The organism is Brachybacterium sp. NPDC056505 (genome assembly GCF_042794925.1).
In the GTDB taxonomy this organism is placed as follows: domain Bacteria; phylum Actinomycetota; class Actinomycetes; order Actinomycetales; family Dermabacteraceae; genus Brachybacterium; species Brachybacterium kimchii.
This window is the reverse complement of the sequence record NZ_JBHTSV010000002.1, coordinates 51,733-66,789: the sequence shown is the minus strand read 5'-3', so window position 1 is coordinate 66,789 and position 15,057 is coordinate 51,733. Positions and strand designations below refer to the sequence as shown.

The 15,057-nt window shown below is 74.3% G+C and carries 13 protein-coding genes; 10 read left to right on the top strand and 3 right to left on the bottom strand.

Features of this window, described 5'->3' with window-relative positions:
• Nucleotides 1-61 precede the first annotated feature (61 nt).
• Genes ACFQ53_RS02090 through ACFQ53_RS02080 form a run of 3 tightly spaced genes read left to right on the top strand, consistent with a single transcriptional unit; the run spans nt 62 to nt 3,041 of the window.
• Nucleotides 62-964 carry a fluoride efflux transporter FluC gene (locus ACFQ53_RS02090; RefSeq protein ID WP_377854659.1) on the top strand — a complete coding sequence of 301 codons (903 nt, stop codon included), beginning with the start codon at nt 62-64 and terminating at the stop codon, nt 962-964.
• Nucleotides 961-1,398: a CrcB family protein gene (locus ACFQ53_RS02085; protein ID WP_249480990.1), complete on the top strand. Its 438-nt coding sequence runs from the start codon at nt 961-963 to the stop codon at nt 1,396-1,398. The genes ACFQ53_RS02090 and ACFQ53_RS02085 overlap by 4 nt, the downstream gene beginning before the upstream one ends.
• Nucleotides 1,395-3,041, top strand: a complete 1,647-nt coding sequence (locus ACFQ53_RS02080) for a CopD family protein (RefSeq protein ID WP_377854655.1) — start codon at nt 1,395-1,397, stop codon at nt 3,039-3,041. Before ACFQ53_RS02085 ends, ACFQ53_RS02080 begins: the two co-directional genes overlap by 4 nt.
• 78 nt (nt 3,042-3,119) lie before the next feature.
• Here the strand turns inward: ACFQ53_RS02080 and ACFQ53_RS02075 are convergent, their stop codons facing one another.
• From ACFQ53_RS02075 to ACFQ53_RS02065, 3 genes are all read right to left on the bottom strand, one after another.
• Complete coding sequence (locus ACFQ53_RS02075; RefSeq protein WP_377854652.1) at nt 3,120-4,589, bottom strand: flavin-containing monooxygenase; 1,470 nt, start codon at nt 4,587-4,589, stop codon at nt 3,120-3,122.
• Between the two features lie 159 nt (nt 4,590-4,748).
• On the bottom strand, nt 4,749-5,597 hold the full coding sequence (locus ACFQ53_RS02070) for a hypothetical protein (protein WP_377854649.1): 849 nt from the start codon (nt 5,595-5,597) through the stop codon (nt 4,749-4,751).
• Nucleotides 5,594-6,628, bottom strand: coding sequence for an N-acetylglucosamine kinase (locus tag ACFQ53_RS02065; RefSeq protein ID WP_377854646.1), 1,035 nt, complete (start codon nt 6,626-6,628; stop codon nt 5,594-5,596). Before ACFQ53_RS02065 ends, ACFQ53_RS02070 begins: the two co-directional genes overlap by 4 nt.
• A 215-nt stretch (nt 6,629-6,843) precedes the next feature.
• Between ACFQ53_RS02065 and ACFQ53_RS02060 the strand changes: the two genes are divergently transcribed.
• The 7 genes from ACFQ53_RS02060 to ACFQ53_RS02030 all read left to right on the top strand — a co-directional run bounded on the left by ACFQ53_RS02060 (nt 6,844) and on the right by ACFQ53_RS02030 (nt 14,861).
• A complete protein-coding gene (locus tag ACFQ53_RS02060; protein WP_377854643.1) occupies nt 6,844-8,142 on the top strand; it encodes a sugar ABC transporter substrate-binding protein in 1,299 nt (432 codons plus the stop codon).
• Nucleotides 8,139-9,113: a carbohydrate ABC transporter permease gene (locus tag ACFQ53_RS02055; protein ID WP_377854641.1), complete on the top strand. Its 975-nt coding sequence runs from the start codon at nt 8,139-8,141 to the stop codon at nt 9,111-9,113. Before ACFQ53_RS02060 ends, ACFQ53_RS02055 begins: the two co-directional genes overlap by 4 nt.
• A 131-nt stretch (nt 9,114-9,244) precedes the next feature.
• Nucleotides 9,245-10,081 (top strand): carbohydrate ABC transporter permease, encoded by an 837-nt coding sequence (locus tag ACFQ53_RS02050; protein WP_377855076.1) that lies wholly within the window; start codon nt 9,245-9,247, stop codon nt 10,079-10,081.
• Complete coding sequence (locus tag ACFQ53_RS02045; protein ID WP_377854638.1) at nt 10,078-11,550, top strand: glycoside hydrolase family 3 N-terminal domain-containing protein; 1,473 nt, start codon at nt 10,078-10,080, stop codon at nt 11,548-11,550. Before ACFQ53_RS02050 ends, ACFQ53_RS02045 begins: the two co-directional genes overlap by 4 nt.
• A complete protein-coding gene (locus ACFQ53_RS02040; protein ID WP_377854635.1) occupies nt 11,547-12,932 on the top strand; it encodes an anhydro-N-acetylmuramic acid kinase in 1,386 nt (461 codons plus the stop codon). Before ACFQ53_RS02045 ends, ACFQ53_RS02040 begins: the two co-directional genes overlap by 4 nt.
• Nucleotides 12,929-13,960 (top strand): N-acetylmuramic acid 6-phosphate etherase, encoded by a 1,032-nt coding sequence (locus ACFQ53_RS02035; RefSeq protein ID WP_377854632.1) that lies wholly within the window; start codon nt 12,929-12,931, stop codon nt 13,958-13,960. Before ACFQ53_RS02040 ends, ACFQ53_RS02035 begins: the two co-directional genes overlap by 4 nt.
• A gap of 34 nt (nt 13,961-13,994) precedes the next feature.
• Nucleotides 13,995-14,861 (top strand): MurR/RpiR family transcriptional regulator, encoded by an 867-nt coding sequence (locus ACFQ53_RS02030; protein WP_377854629.1) that lies wholly within the window; start codon nt 13,995-13,997, stop codon nt 14,859-14,861.
• Nucleotides 14,862-15,057 lie beyond the last annotated feature (196 nt).

Here is a 15,057-nt window from a genome sequence, read left to right as displayed (position 1 = left end):
CCGTGGTGACCGTCCGCGGCGCGCGCAGGTCCGCCCGGCTCCTCCTCGGTACCCTGGTGCGGTGACCACGCCTCCCGCACCGCGCCGCCGCGACGATCCGCGCATGCGCACTGTCGAGATGGAGGCCGTCAGCGTCACCGCCGAGGAGGAGGACTCCGAGACCCTCAGCTCGGGCCCCGGACTGCCTCCGCTGTCCTGGCAGCGCACGATGCTGCTCGTGGCCTGCGGCGGCGTCGCGGGCGGAGTGCTTCGCGAACTGTTCACACTGCTCATGCCCACGATCCAGACGCCCACCCTCATCGAGGTGCCGCGCTCGACGCTGCTCGTGAACGTGCTGGGCTGCGTGGGCCTCGGGATCCTCACGGGCCTGCTCGAGCGCCAGCCCGACGCGCCCCGCTGGATGCGCCCGCTGCTGGGCATCGGCTTCCTCGAGGGCTTCACCATCTACTCCGGGGTGGTGCTCGAGGGCTCCGCGATGATCGGCGCCGACTTCCCGGCGCTCGCGTTCATGTACGGAGCGATCACGGTGTTCGGTGCGATCGGCGGGGTGCTGCTCGGGCTGGGTCTCGCCGCACTGCTGCACCGTCGCGGGATCCGGCTCGGTGGGAGGCCCTTCGGAGGCGCCCGCGCCGCGCACGCCCCGGCCCCCTCCCGTTCGCGCCGCTTCTCCCGCGTGGGCGCCGCCGCCACCGCCTCCACCACCGCCAGCGGAGCCGCCTCGGGGGCCGGAGCAGGGGCCGACGCGGACCCCGGGAGCGGGAGCGCCGAGGCCCTGACGCCCGAGTCCGACGCGTCCGACGCCCCGGCGCCCGTGCCCTCCCTCGACGCCCCGGGCGACGCCGAGGTGCACACGACGCTCTCCTCCGCGACGCCCGCCGCCCCGAGTCCGCGGTCGCCCTCGCGCCCGAGCCCGCGGTCGGCCGCGCCGGCGCCCCGCCGCCCGAGCGAGGGGGAGGGACGATGACGATCCTGCTGGGCATCCTCTCCGTGCTCGTCGTCGGCGCCGGATGCGGCATCGGCGCGGCCGCGCGCTGGGCCGTGCGCGAGAGCTTCTCGCGCGCCATCGATCGGCGTGAGAGCCCCTCGATCCTCCTCGAGGTCGTGCCGTGGCCGACGATGATCGCGAACGTCGTCGCATGCTTCCTGCTGGGCATCGTCGTCACCCGGATCGGCGCGGAGCCCACGGGTGCCGTGCGCTACCTGTTCCTGCTGCTCGGGGCGGGCGTCTGCGGCGGGCTGTCGACCCTCGCGGGCGCCGCCCTCGACGTCGTCCAGCTCGCACGGCGCGGCACTCCGGTGATCTCCGTCGGCTACCTGCTGGTGACCGCGGCGCTCGGCATGGCCGCGCTCTGGCTCGGCGTGCTCGTCACCCAGGGCATGGGCTCGGCCGGCGCGTGAGCACGCTCCCTGTCCTCCTGGGGGTGATCGAGGACCTCGCCGCGGCCGGCGCGCTCGGCGCCTCCCTGCTCGCCTGCCTGGTGCTGGTCGCGCCCGCGGACCGTGCCCGCGCGATGACCCCGATCGCGGTGCTCGGCGGCGTCTGGACCCTCACCCAGCTGCTGGCCCTCGCGCCCGCACCGCGTCTGGTGCCCGCTCTCGTCGCCGCCCTCGCCGCCCTCATCACGCTGCTCGCGGCGGGCCTCGGCACGAGTGCCCGTGCCCGGATCGTCGGCCTGCTCACGGGAGTGCTCGCGGTCCTCGGCATCACGATCCGGGTGCTCGGCGACCAGGGGTTCCTGCTCCCTCAAGCGGGGGCGGCGGTGCCGGTGCTGGTGCACGTCCTCGCGATGTCGGTGTGGCTGGGCGGGCTCGGCGCGATCCTGCTGCTGCGCGCCCGCGGCCCGCTCACGGACGCGCGGGCCGTCATCGCCCGCTTCTCCCATCTGGCGCTGCTCGCGTGGTGCGTGCTCGCGCTCAGCGGGCTGTGGGCGCTGCTGACCCGCCTCGGCTCGCCGCTGGACCTGGTGACCACGGCCTTCGGCCTCGTGGGTCTCGCGAAGATCGTGCTCCTGCTCGCGCTCGGCGTCCTCGGCGCGCTCCAGCGGAGGCACCTGGCGACAGGGATGAGGGCCGACGGGCCGAGGCGTCCCTTCGTCCGACTCGCCGGCATCGAGCTCGTGCTGATGGTGGTCGCCGTGGCCCTCGGCGGGATCCTCGCGCTCCTGCCGGCCCCCGGCCTCCTCGGCGGCGCGACGGCAGGCCCGGCGGCGGAGCTCACCGGTCACGCCATGCCGTCCGCCCCGAGCGCGGCCGCGCTGCTGACGTCCTGGCGGCCCGACGCCCTGGTGATCGCCCTCGCCCTCGGCCTCGTGTTCGCGCTCCGCTTCCCGCGCACGGGACCCCGCTCGGCGCGACATGCGCGCTCGACCGAGGCGCGCCTCGTCGTCGGGGCCGTGCTCCTCGTGCTCGTCGTCTGCGGACCTCTCGGTGTCTACGGCCCGGTGCTGAGCTCGGCGCACCTGCTGCAGCAGGGCCTCCTGCTCGTGGTCGTCGGGCCTCTCCTCGCGAGTGCCGTGCCCACGCCCGGCGGGCTCGCCCGTCTGCTGCACCGCGACCCGTGGCTCGTCCCGCTGCTCGCGCTCGGGCCGACGGGCCTGCTCGTCCTCGTGCATGCCACGCCGTCGCTGCTGGGGCCGGCGCTCGCGACGATCCCCGGGCACGAGCTGCTGCTCCTGGCCCCGGTGGTCCTGGGCGCGCTCACCTGGTGGACCGTGGATCCGGGCGCGGGTCCCCTGCGGGAGGGAGTCGAGGGCGCAGGTTCGAGGGAGCCCACCGGTCGCCTCCGCGCGTGGCGCATCGTCCTCGCCGCCCTGCCCGTCGCGGGGCTCGCGGCGAGCGGCCTGGCCGTCGCGCTCGGCAGCACGCTGCTGGCCTCCGACCGCTTCGGCGCGACGGGGCGCACCTGGCGGGCCGACGCCCTCGCGGATCAGCAGACGGGCGGCTGGATCCTCGTGGGCCTCGCCGTGCTCGCCGGGACCGCACTCGCAGCTCGGGGCGTCGCGTCCCGGACGTCGCGCCTCTCCGCCCGCACGGGCGGGTGACCGGACCGTCCGACGATCCGGCTCGTCGGCCGAGCGCCGGGCCGCCCGGCGGCCCGACCGATCAGTCGGCCCGACCGATCAGTCGAAGAGCGCGCGCACGGACCGCAGGCGGGCGAGCAGCAGGTCGCGATCCACGAAGGGGACGAGGGCGCGGTCGTCGGCCGCCGCGGAGCCCCATGCGCCGGAGCCCGACGCACCCGTTCCCGCGCTGCGACGGTCCTCCCGGCGCGGCGGCAGCAGCGCGCCGAGGCGGCCGCGCAGACCTGACTCGCCGGGCAGCGGCACCTGGGCGTCCGAGCCCTCGCGCAGACGCTGGAACTGCGCGGCCTGCGGGGTGCCCTCGCGCTCGGCGTGCAGGGCGTAGGCGGCGACGTCGGCCTGCTCGACGAGCAGCGGCAGCACGCCGCCGTTCACGCGCTGCTGGCCCAGCAGCACGAGGTCGCCGCGGCCGCGCGGGAAGGCGCCGAGGAACAGGTCGAGCTCACCGCTCGCGGTGCGGGGCACCACGTCGTCGGGGAGGTAGTCGGCGCCCTGCTCGTAGCCCGTCGCGAAGACGATGACGTCGGGCGCGAAGTCCGCGTGGGCGCGGTTCCCGCCGGTGAAGGACACCGTGCCGTCCTCGTCGATCGCCTCGACGTCGCCCGTGGGGGTGACGCGGCCGTCGCGGATGCGCGGGGCGATCTCGTCGGAGACGATCACGGCGTCCTCGAGCAGGGGAGCGGCGGGCCTGGGCAGGCCCAGCGACTCCGGGGCGCCGACGGCGCGGCGCACGACCTGCTCGGCGATCTTCTCGTTCAGCCCGCCCAGCACGGAGGGCTCGCGGGACGCGGCGACGTCGCCCGGCTGCCCGCCGATCGTGCGCGGGACGATCCAGTGGCCGGTGCGCACCGACCAGCGCACCTCGAGCGCGCGGCGGGCGGCGTCCACGGCGATGTCGGCCGCGGACTGGCCGGAGCCGACCACGAGCACGCGCCGGCCCTCGAGGCCGTCGCTGCCCTCCCAGTCCGACGAGTGCAGGGTTCGGATGCCCTCGGGCACGTCACCGGCCCATTCCGGCAGGTGCGGGCGTGAGGAGACGCCATGGGCGGCGACGATCGCGCGGTAGATCGTGACGCGGCCGTCGGAGAACTCGACCTGCCACACGCCCTCCTCGAAGGGCTTCGCGGTGCGCACCACGAGGCGCGGCAGGAAATGGTCGGTGAGGTCGTAGCGGGCGGCGTAGGCGCGCAGGTACTTCGACATCTGCGCGGGGCGCAGGAAGGGCGGGAAGGAGACCGGCTGGATCATGTCCTCGTACTGCGTGAACTGCGTCGAGGAGATCATCTCCATCGCCGGCCAGACGGGGGAGTCCTCGCGAGAGGTGCTCCAGATGCCGCCGACGTCCTTGCCCGCGTCCACCAGGTCGAAGGGCACGCGGAGCGCCTTCAGCGCGGCCGCCGCGGCGAGGCCCGCGGGGCCCGCGCCGACGACCAGGACCTTCTCGCGGCTGGGGACGTCGACGCCGGCGTCCTCGGCGGAGGTCTGCTGCGTGGCGGAGGCGTGGGACATCGCGGAGGGCCTTCCGATCGGGGCTTGCGGATCATGGCCCCCGGCGACCGGTCCCGTCGGACGCGAGGTCCGGTCGGGGCGCCGACGCCGTGGGGCGCGGCCATCCTATCCGCGACCCCGTCCGCAGGGTCTCAGCGGGCGGCGATCATCCTGCAGCGATCACAGGACCGTGATCACGACGGAGATCCCGAGCGCGACGACCACCGAGGTCATCACGTGCCCGAGCAGCGCCTGCAGCCGCACCAGGCGGCGGGCTCCGCTCGTGATCGGCACGTTCTCGTTCGCCGAGCCCGAGACCTGCACGATCATGGACACGTAGAGGTACTCGTCGAAGCCGCGCCGCGCGGCGGCCAGCTCGAAGGCGTCGCCATGGCCGTCCGCCGCGGCGTACTCGACGGCGAGGGTGACGGCCGTCGAGTACCAGGTGCACACGATCGCGGCGATCGTCGTCACCAGGAGCACCACGCGGTAGGGGCCGGTCTCGCTGAGCAGGAGCAGCACGATCGCGAGCACCGCGAGCATGACGAGCCCCAGCGCTTCGGAGCTGACGGATCCGCGCCCCGAGACCCATCGCAGCCAGGCGGAGGCGCGCCGTGCCCGTGCCAGGCGCGCGGCGATCACGACGTCGCGTCGGGGGAGGCGGTGGAAGGTCCAGTGCGTGAGCAGCGCGAAGCTCGCGGCGTACAGGGTGATCGCGATGACGGCGAAGGCGCCCGGGAGGGAGATCGCCTCGCGCTCCCGCTCGCTCGGGAACAGCGAGCTCAGCGCGAAGGTGGCGGCCAGGGACAGGACGACGGTGACGGTGAGGGCGACCGTGTTGCGGCGGTTCTCCGAGCGCAGACGGAGCGCGAGGTCCGCCTCGCGTCCGGCTCGCCGGGCACGGCGCTCCCGCGCGCGGCCCAGACGCTCGCCGCGGCGGCGCGCCGAGGCCGCCGCGGCCTCCCTCGCGCGTGAGCGGTCGTCTGCACGGGGGTCATCGGGTGCCGAGTCCTCCGCTGGCGCGCTCATCGGATCGGGCCGGCGGCGCCGTCCGGCCCGCCCGCCGCCTCGCGCGCCAGGCGGAGCGCCCCGGCGAGCCCGTCCTGGACGGGGGCCACGGTGCGCCCCGCCGCTTCGAGCCAGGTCACGAGGTCTTCGTGGATGGGGCCGGGGGTCGTGAGCACGCCGCCGGCGAGCACCACGGGCAGCGCCGCCTCGGGGTCCAGGCGCTGCACGGTGCGGGAGAAGTGCCGGCCCGCGCCGTCGAGGATCCCGCGGGCGACCTCGTCGAACTGGTCCTCGCACAGGGAACCGGGCAGCGGCGCGAAGCGGCCCAGGTCGGCGAGGGAGAGCGGGTCGATCGCGGCGACCAGGTCCTGTCGCGGATCGCCGGTGGGGGAGAGCGGGACGAGCCCGTCGCGAAGATCGAGCTCCAGCACGTCGCCGAGGGACTCGGTGAGGCGGGTGCGCGGTCCGCGGCCGTCGATGTCGGCGGCGACCGCCTGCAGCACGGCGCGCCCCAGCCAGACCGCGGAGCCCACGTCCCCGAGCAGCCATCCCATCCCGTCGCAGCGCTCCGCGGGACGTCGGCCCTCGAAGCGCACGCACACCGAGCCGGTGCCGGCGAGCAGCAGCAGGCCGTCGTCGCCCACGCCCGCGCTGAGGAAGGCGGTGAGGTGGTCGTCGGTCGCCGTGAGGCGGGCCGGCTCGATGCCGAGCGGCGCGAGCGCCTCGGCCACCGCTGCGGTGATCTCCCGTCGGCGGGCCGCGCCGTTGCCCGCGAGGCCGAGCACCGCGGCGCCCACGCGCTCCCGCGCGGCCGCGGGTCCGTCGATGCCGGCCGTCTCGAGAGCCCGACGGGCCGGCTCGGCGAGCGCCGCGAGCGCTCCGGGGCCGCTCGAGCGCAGGTTCGCACCGGGTCCCAAGACGGGCTCGGCCATCAGCGGCGGATCGTCCGGATCGACCGGCGCGACGAGGAATCTGCTGCGGGTGCCGCCGACGTCCGCCACCAGCACGACGGGCGACGTCACAGCTCGGTCACGGTCCTGGGGAGCCTGCACGGGACCTCCTTCATCGTGGTAACTTCAGCATAGAAGATCGGCGAGGGAAGTTTTCTTGACGTTCGGCTCCGGGAGTGATCCCGGAGGGTGCCATCCCGGGTCCCCGGATCCTCGATGACGCTGCTTCTCGACGCGGTTCCCGCATCGCTCGACGACGAGACGATATCCACAGTGCCGCCCGGCACGTGCCGACCCGACAGCTGTGAGGAGTTCCGATGATCTCACGACGAGGTGTTCTCTCCGCCGGGGCCGCCGGCTCCGCCGCGCTCGGCCTTGCCGCCTGCTCGGGCGGCTCGGGCGGCAGCGACCCGACCGACACCGAGGCCAACGCCGACAAGACCATCACCCTGTGGATCATGCAGGGCACCAACGCGAAGACCGACGAGTACGTCGACGAGATCACCAAGGCGTTCAAGGACAAGACCGGCGCGACCCTCAAGGTCGAGGTGCAGCCCTGGGACGGCGCGCACGACAAGTTCGTGACCGCCATGAGCGGCGGCACCGGCCCGGACGTGGCCGAGGTCGGCACCACCTGGGTCCCCGAGTTCGCCGACGCGGGCGGCCTCGACCCGCTCACCAAGGACGTCGACGAGGCGGGCATCGGGGACGGCCTCGTGCAGGGCCTCGTGGACGCCGGCACCCTGGACGACGAGCTCTACGGTATGCCCTGGTACGCGGGCGTCCGCTCGATCCTGGCGGACAGGAAGATCCTCGAGGACGCGGGCGTGACCGAGCAGCCCGCCAGCTGGGACGACCTGCTCAGCATGATCGAGACGCTCAAGAAGAAGAACCCCGACATCATCCCGTTCCCCGTCGCGGGCGGCTCGATCTTCGCCGGCATGCCCTTCGTGTGGGGCGCGGGCGGCGACATCGCCGCCGAGTCCGGCGGGAAGTGGAAGGCCACGATCAACTCCACCGAGTCGGTCGAGGGCATCACCTGGTACACGGATCTCGCGCTCGAGCACGACGCGTCGACCGCGGCCGCCTCGAGCTGGCTCGAGACGGATTCCCTGGCCGCCTTCCAGCAGGGCAAGGTCGCCATGTTCATCACCGGCTCGTGGGTCCCCGCGACCATCAAGGCCGACGACGAGGACCTCTACAAGCGCCTGGTCGCCTTCACGATCCCCGCGAAGGACAAGGCCGTCGCGCCCTCCTTCCTGGGCGGGTCGCTGCTGTGCCGCTTCACCGAGACCGAGGAGCCCGAGCTCGCCTTCGAGCTCATCAAGCTCATGTCCACCGGCGAGCTCGCGACCAAGTGGGCGAAGGAGACGAACTACTTCCCCGGCGAGCAGAAGGCCCTGGACCAGGTCGTGTCCGACGGCGACGACCTCACCAAGGTCTTCGCCCAGCAGATGACCGAGGGCGGCACCACCGTCCCCGTCACCCCGGCCTGGGGACAGATCGAGGGCAAGAAGACCCTGTCGACCCTGTTCAGCGACGTCCTCGGCGGCACGAAGCCGCAGCAGGCCGCCGACGCCGCCGCCACCGAGATGGACAAGATCTTCGGCGGATGAGCGCGGCCACCTCCACTCCGAAGAACGCCGCGAACGCCACCGGGACCCTCGAGCGCCGACGGGTCCCGGTGCGCCGCCGCCTCCAGCGCGGCTCCGCGCCCTGGCTCCTGCTCGCCCCGGGACTGATGACCCTCGCGGTCCTGCTGCTGTGGCCGCTGGTGCGCGTGCTGAACCTGTCCGTACAGGACTACCGGCTGCGCAACCTCATCCGCGGGGATTCGAACTACACGGGCCTGACGAACTACCGGGAGATCCTCTCCGACCCGTTCCTGTGGGGCACGGTGCTGCCCAACACGGTGGGCTTCGCGGTCGTGTGCGTGGTGCTCACGATGGTCGTCGGGATCGTGGTCGCCCTGTTCCTGAACAGCCTGGGCACCTGGTGGCGCAGCATCTGCACCACCGCGATCATGGTCGCCTGGGCGGTGCCCGCGATCACTGGCACGTACGTGTTCGTGTGGCTCTTCGATCCCCTGAACGGCCTGGTCGCGAGCACCCTGGACCAGCTGGGGATCATGGAGGCCGGCTCCTGGAACTGGTTCGCCAACCGCTGGGCGTTCTACGCCATCGCGACCGCGAACGTCGTCTACCACGGGTTCCCGTTCATCGCGGTCACGGTGCTCGCGGGCCTCGGCACCGTCCCCAAGGAGCTCTACGAGGCCGCGTCGCTCGACGGCGCGGGCCCACTGTCCCGCTTCCGCAGCGTGACCATCCCGGGCATCCGCCCGATCCTCGCGGTCTGCATCATCCTGTCGACCATCTGGGACTTCAAGGTCTTCACGCAGATCTACCTGATGCCCGGCGGCAACGGCACCAACCGCGACGTGATGAACCTGGGCGTGTGGTCGTACTCGGAGTCCTTCGCCCAGGGGCTGTACGGACGCGGATCGGCGATCGCCGTGCTGCTGACGCTCCTGCTGCTGGTGATCTCCGTGATCTACATGCGCTCGCTCATGAAGGAGGACGAGCTGTGAGCACTGCCCCCGCCGACCGCACCGCCCCCGTGGACCCCGCCGACCGCACCGCCCCCGTGGACCCCGCCGGCCCCGCGGCCCCCGTCGGCCCCGCGCCCACCGCCGCCGAGCGCACCGCCCAGCGCGCGGCGATCCGTCGTCGCAGTCCGCGGCGCATCGCGACCGTCGTCGGCAAGGTCGTCGGCATCGTGCTGGTGCTCGTGTTCTCGCTGTTCCCCTTCTACTGGATGCTCTCCACGGCCGTGGATCCCAATCCGCTGGGGCGCGGCGCGAGCTGGCTGCCCACCGGATTCACGCTCAAGAACTTCCGGTTCGTGCTCGTGGACGCCGGATTCCTGGACTACGTGAAGAACTCGGCGGTCGTCGCCCTGGGCACCGTGCTGGTCTCCGGCGCCATCGCGCTGCTGGCCGCCGTGGCGGTGGCCCGCTTCCGCTTCCGCCTGCGCACCCAGGTGCTGATCCTCGTGCTGCTCGTGCAGATGGTGCCGCTCGAGGCGCTCGTGATCCCCCTGTTCCTGCAGGCCCGCAACCTGCACCTGCTGAACTCGATGCTGGGCCTGATCATCGTCTACCTGGCGTTCTCGCTGCCCTTCGCGATCTGGAACCTGCGGGGCTTCGTGGCCGCCGTTCCGAAGGAGCTCGAGGAGGCCGCCTACGTGGACGGCGCGAGCTGGCCGCGGATGTTCCGCTCGATCCTGTTCCCGCTGGTCGCTCCGGGCCTCGTCGCGACCAGCGTGTTCAGCTTCATCACCGCCTGGAACGAGTTCATCTTCGCGCTGACCTTCATGCAGGACAGCTCGAAGTACACCGTGGGCGTGGGGCTGCGCAGCTTCTTCACCCAGAACACGGCGAACTGGGGTGCCGTGATGGCAGCCTCGACGATCATCGCCCTGCCCGTGGTGATCTTCTTCGTCCTGGTCCAGCGCAACCTCGCGAGCGGCCTCACCCAGGGCGCGGTGAAGGGATGAGCGGGACGCCCGCCTGGGACCGCGACGTCCTCACCCTGCTCATGGCCCCGCTCGAGGGCACGACGCTCCCTGACTGGGCGGGCGATGCGCTCGACGCCGGCCTCGGCTCGATCATCCTGTTCGGCTACAACACGCCGGATCCGGGGACGGCGGCCGCGCTCGCTGCCTCGATCCACGAGCGCTGCGACGAGGTGCTCGTGGCGATCGACGAGGAGGGCGGGGACGTCTCCCGCCTGCAGGCGGCGACCGGTTCCTCCCTGCCCAGCGCCTGGGCCTTCGGGCAGATCGACGAGGTCGCGCTCACGGCCCGTGCGGGCGAGGCCCTCGGCGAGCTCCTCGCCGCCTGCGACATGGACCTCGTGCTCTCCCCGGTGCTCGACGTCTCGACCGACCCGGCGAACCCCGTGATCGGCACCCGCTCGTACGGCGACGACCCCGACCGCGTCTCGCGCCACGGCCGCGCCATGGCCAGCGGCCTGCGCAGCGCGGGACTCGGCGTGACCGGAAAGCACTTCCCGGGGCACGGCGCCACGTCCGTCGACTCCCACACCGCCCTGCCCCGCATCGACCTCGACGCGCGCGACATGCGCCGCGAGCATCTCGCGCCCTTCCAGATCGCCCCGTGGCTCGACGCGGTGATGACCGCGCACATCCTCGTGCCCTCCCTCGGCGAGGGCCCCGCCTCGCTCTCGCGCTGGTCGACGACGCTGCTCGACGAGGTCTCCGGGAACGGCTTCCACGGGCTCGTGATCACCGACGCCCTGGACATGGCCGCCGTCGCCGCCGATCCCGGATTCGGGGAGGCCGCCGTGCGCGCGCTCGAGGCGGGCGCCCACCTGCTGTGCCTGGGCACCTCGCTGCGCCGCGACGCCGCGCAGATGGTCCGCGAGGCGCACGACGCGATCCTCGCCGCGCTCGAGAGCGGGCGCCTGGACCGTGAGGAGATCGGCCGACGGGCCGCGCAGACCCGCGCCGCCATCCGCTCGCTGCGGATCCGCCGCGGCGTCGAGCCGCGCCGGAGCATCCCGGAGACCCTGCGCGACCTCGAGGAGATAGGGGCCGACGCCGCGCGCCGCGCGGTCACCGCCCGCCATGCCGCCCTCAGCGGGGGACCGGTGGTGGTCGCGGACGCCCGCGTGCGCGCCGACCACGCCTCCGGCTCCCGCAGCCCGCACCTGGTCGGCGCCCTCCGGGAGCGCGGGATCGACGTCACCGAGGCCCAGTACCCCGGCGATCTCTCCGGCGCCGCCGAGGTCCTCGTGGTCACCCGGCTCCCGCGCTCCGACGCCGCAGAGGCCGAGCGCGTCGCCGAGGCGCTGCGCGTGCGGCCCGACGCGATCCTCGTCCACACCGGCGTCCCGGACGCAGCCCTCGAGCACCGGGAGAGCGTGAGCACCCTCGGCAGCTCGCTGACGATGATGCGCGCCGCCGTCGACCTGCTGCTGCGCGCCGGGCGGGAGCCGCGATGAGCGAGCCCAGCACGCTGAGCGAGCCCGTCACGATGCGCGTCCTGGGCATGATGTCCGGCACCTCGGTCGACGCCGTCGACACCGTCCTCGTCGACCTCGCGCGCGACCCGTCGGACCCCGACGTGCTCACGGCGCGCCTGCTGGACGTCGACGAGCATCCCTGGCCCGGCCCTCTGCGCGAGGCGATCCTCGACGTGCTCCCTCCCGCGAGCAGCGACGTCGCCACCTGGGACATGCTGCACGCGCAGATCGGCGCCCACCTCGGCGAGGTCGCCGCGCGGGTGCTCGGGCGCGCGGGCGGCGCCGACCTCGTCGTCTCCCACGGCCAGACCCTCCACCACTGGGCCGCCGCGGACGGCCGCGTGCTGGGCACCCTCCAGATCGGGGACGCCGCGCGGATCGCCGAGGCGACGCACGCGAGCGTCCTGCACGACCTGCGCAGCGCGGACGTCGCCCGCGGAGGCCAGGGCGCGCCCTTCGCCCCGGCCCTCGACGTGCTGCTGATGGGGGAGGAGGGCGGAGCCGTGCTCAACCTCGGCGGGATCGCGAACGTGACGCTCGTCGAGGCCGCGGAGCCCGCCGATTCCGTCGGCTCCACCGACTCTGACGACACCTCCGAATCCACTGCGTCCGACGGTGCATCCGGCGCCTCGGGGCAGAGTATGACGGTGCGCGCCGGAGACGTCGGCCCCGCCAACGCCCTCCTCGACTCCGCCGTGCGCCGGGCGACGGCCGGACGCATGCACTGCGACGAGGACGGCCGCCTCGCCGCCTCCGGCACGGTCGACCAGCGCGCGCTCGCCGAGCTGCTCGCGGACCCCTTCTTCGCGCTCCCGCTGCCGCGCTCGACGGGCCGCGAGCACTTCGACGCCGCGTACGTCGAGCGCATGAGCCCCCGCGCCGCCCGGCTCGACCTGCCGGACCTGCTGGCGACGCTCACCGAGCTCACCGCCCGCACCGTCGCCGACCTCGTGCGCGAGGCCGGCGCCCCCGTCGTGCACGGCTCCGGAGGCGGCATGCGCAACCCCGTGCTGCGCGCGCGCCTCGCCGACCTGCTCGACCCGGTGCCGCTGCGCTCGAGCGCCGACCTCGGCGTCCCCTCCGACGCCAAGGAGGCGCTGCTCATGGCCGTCGTCGGCTGGCTCTCGGTCCACGGCATCCCCGCCCTGCCCGCCGGCCCCGACGGAGGGCCCGTCACCGGCGCCCGCAGCGCCGCCGTGCTGGGCTCCCTCACCCCGCCGGTGCCCGTCGCCGGCCTCGATCCGTGCTGCGCCGCCCCGCGCGGCACGTCCGACCCGTCCGACGCTCCCGCCGCGCGCCCGCGCCCCCGGCGCCTGCGGCTGCTCGGACCCGACCACCGCACCCCGGGAGGTGCCCGTTGACCGAGCAGACCGAGCCCGACGCCCCCACCGAGCCGGCCGCACACGCAGAGCCGGCCGTCCGTGCTGAGCCCGCCGAGCGCTGGCAGGACCTCATCGCGCTCGCCTCGCCCACGGAGGAGCGGAACCCGCGCACGCACGAGCTCGACACCCTGGACGCCCCCGAGCTCGTCGACACGATCCTCGCGGAGGACGCCCGCGTGGCCGGCGCCGTGCAGGCCGTCTCCGCGCCCATCGCACGTCTCGTCGACCTGTGCGTCGAGGCCGTCGCCGCCGGCAGCACCGTGCACTACGTGGGCGCGGGCACCTCGGGTCGCCTGGGCGTGCTCGACGCCGTCGAGCTCCTCCCCACGTACAGCGCGACCGAGCAGATGGTCACCGCGCACCTCGCGGGCGGCATCGCCGCGATGACCCGTGCCGTCGAGGGCGCGGAGGACGACGCCGACGCGGGCGCCGCCCTGGTCGCCGACCAGTGCGGCGAGGGGGACGTGGTGATCGGCCTGGCCGCGAGCGGTCGCACGCCGTTCGTGCGCGGATCCCTCGCCGCGGCCCGCGAGCGGGGCCTGTCCACGGGCCTGGTCGCGGCCAATCCGCAGGCGCCCCTCGCGCGCCTCGCGGACGTCGCGGTGCTCGTGGACGTCGGCCCCGAGGCCGTCACCGGCTCGACCCGCATGAAGGCCGCGACCGCGCAGAAGCTCGTGCTCAACGCCCTGTCGACGGCGACCATGGTGCGGCTCGGCACCACCTTCCAGAACCTCATGATCGATGTGCGGCCGACGAATGCGAAGCTCGTCGCGCGTACCGTGCGGATGCTCGTCCAGGCCACCGGCGAGTCGCCCGAGCGGGCCGCCGAGGTGCTGGAGGAGGCGGGCGGCCGCGTGCGCGTCGCCCTGGTGGCGCTCCTCGCGCACGCGGATGTCACGGATGCGGAGGTCGCCGCAGTACGCTTCGGGAAGGACCCCGGGAGACGGGGCGACCCGGCGGGGATCCGCAGCGCGGTCGCGAGCCTCACGACGAAGGAGTCACCATGAGCATGCAGCCGGACGCTCCGTCCACGGACCGGCGATGAGCACGCCGCCGCTCCTGCTGAGGCTGCGCAGCCTGCGCGGCGACCTCAAGCCGGCCCTCGCCCGCATCGCCGACCTCATCCTCTCCGATCCGGCGGGCGTCGCCTCGATGACCATCGGCGACCTGGCCCGGGAGGCCGACTGCTCGGAGGCGAGCGTCGTGCGCTTCGCGCGCCAGCTCGGCTTCCGCGGCTACCGTGACCTGCGCTTCCGCCTCCACGAGGAGGCCGTCGCCGCGGCCACCGCCGGGGAGGACCACAGCAGCGACGGCGACATCGACCCCTCGGACGACATCGCGACGATGACCGGGAAGATCGCGGCGGCGGACTCCCGCGCGGTGCACGACACCGTGCGCGGGCTCGACCTCGAGGCGCTCACCCGGGTGGCCGACGCCGTCGCCCCCGCGCGCCGCATCGTCCTCTTCGGCGTCGGCGCCTCGGGGCTCGCGGCCACGGACGAGCAGCAGAAGCTCGCCCGGCTCGGCCTGCCGGCCGTCGTGCACACGGAGGCCCACAACGGTCTGCCCGCTGTCGCCCTGCTCGACTCGGACGACGTGCTCATCGCCTTCTCCCACTCGGGCCGCACCGCGGAGCTGCTGGACGCGACGCGCATCGCCCGCGATGCGGGCGTCCGGGTGGTCGCCGTCACCGGCGCCGCGGGCTCCCCGCTCGCCAAGGCCGCCGACGACGTCCTGCTCACCGCCGCCGTCGAGTCGGAGCTGCGCTCGGGGGCGACGGCCTCGAGGATCGCCCAGCTCACGGTCGTGGACTGCATCTTCGTGGCCGTCGCGACCCGCGTGCCGGATCTGGGCCGGGAGGCCCTGCGCCGCACCCGCGCCGCCGTCGACGACCGCCGCGTGCACTGAGCTGAGCACGGCGGGGAGGCCGGCCGGCCCGGCCCGCAGCAGGCCCCGTCGGCCCAGCCGGGCCCCGTTGGCCCAGCCGGGCCCCGTTGGCCCAGCCGGGCCCAGCCGGGCCCCGTCCGCGCGGCCGCCGACACCCGCTGATGAGGTGGCCGACGTCGAGGAACGGCCGTGAGCGGACATCTCTGCCATATATGGC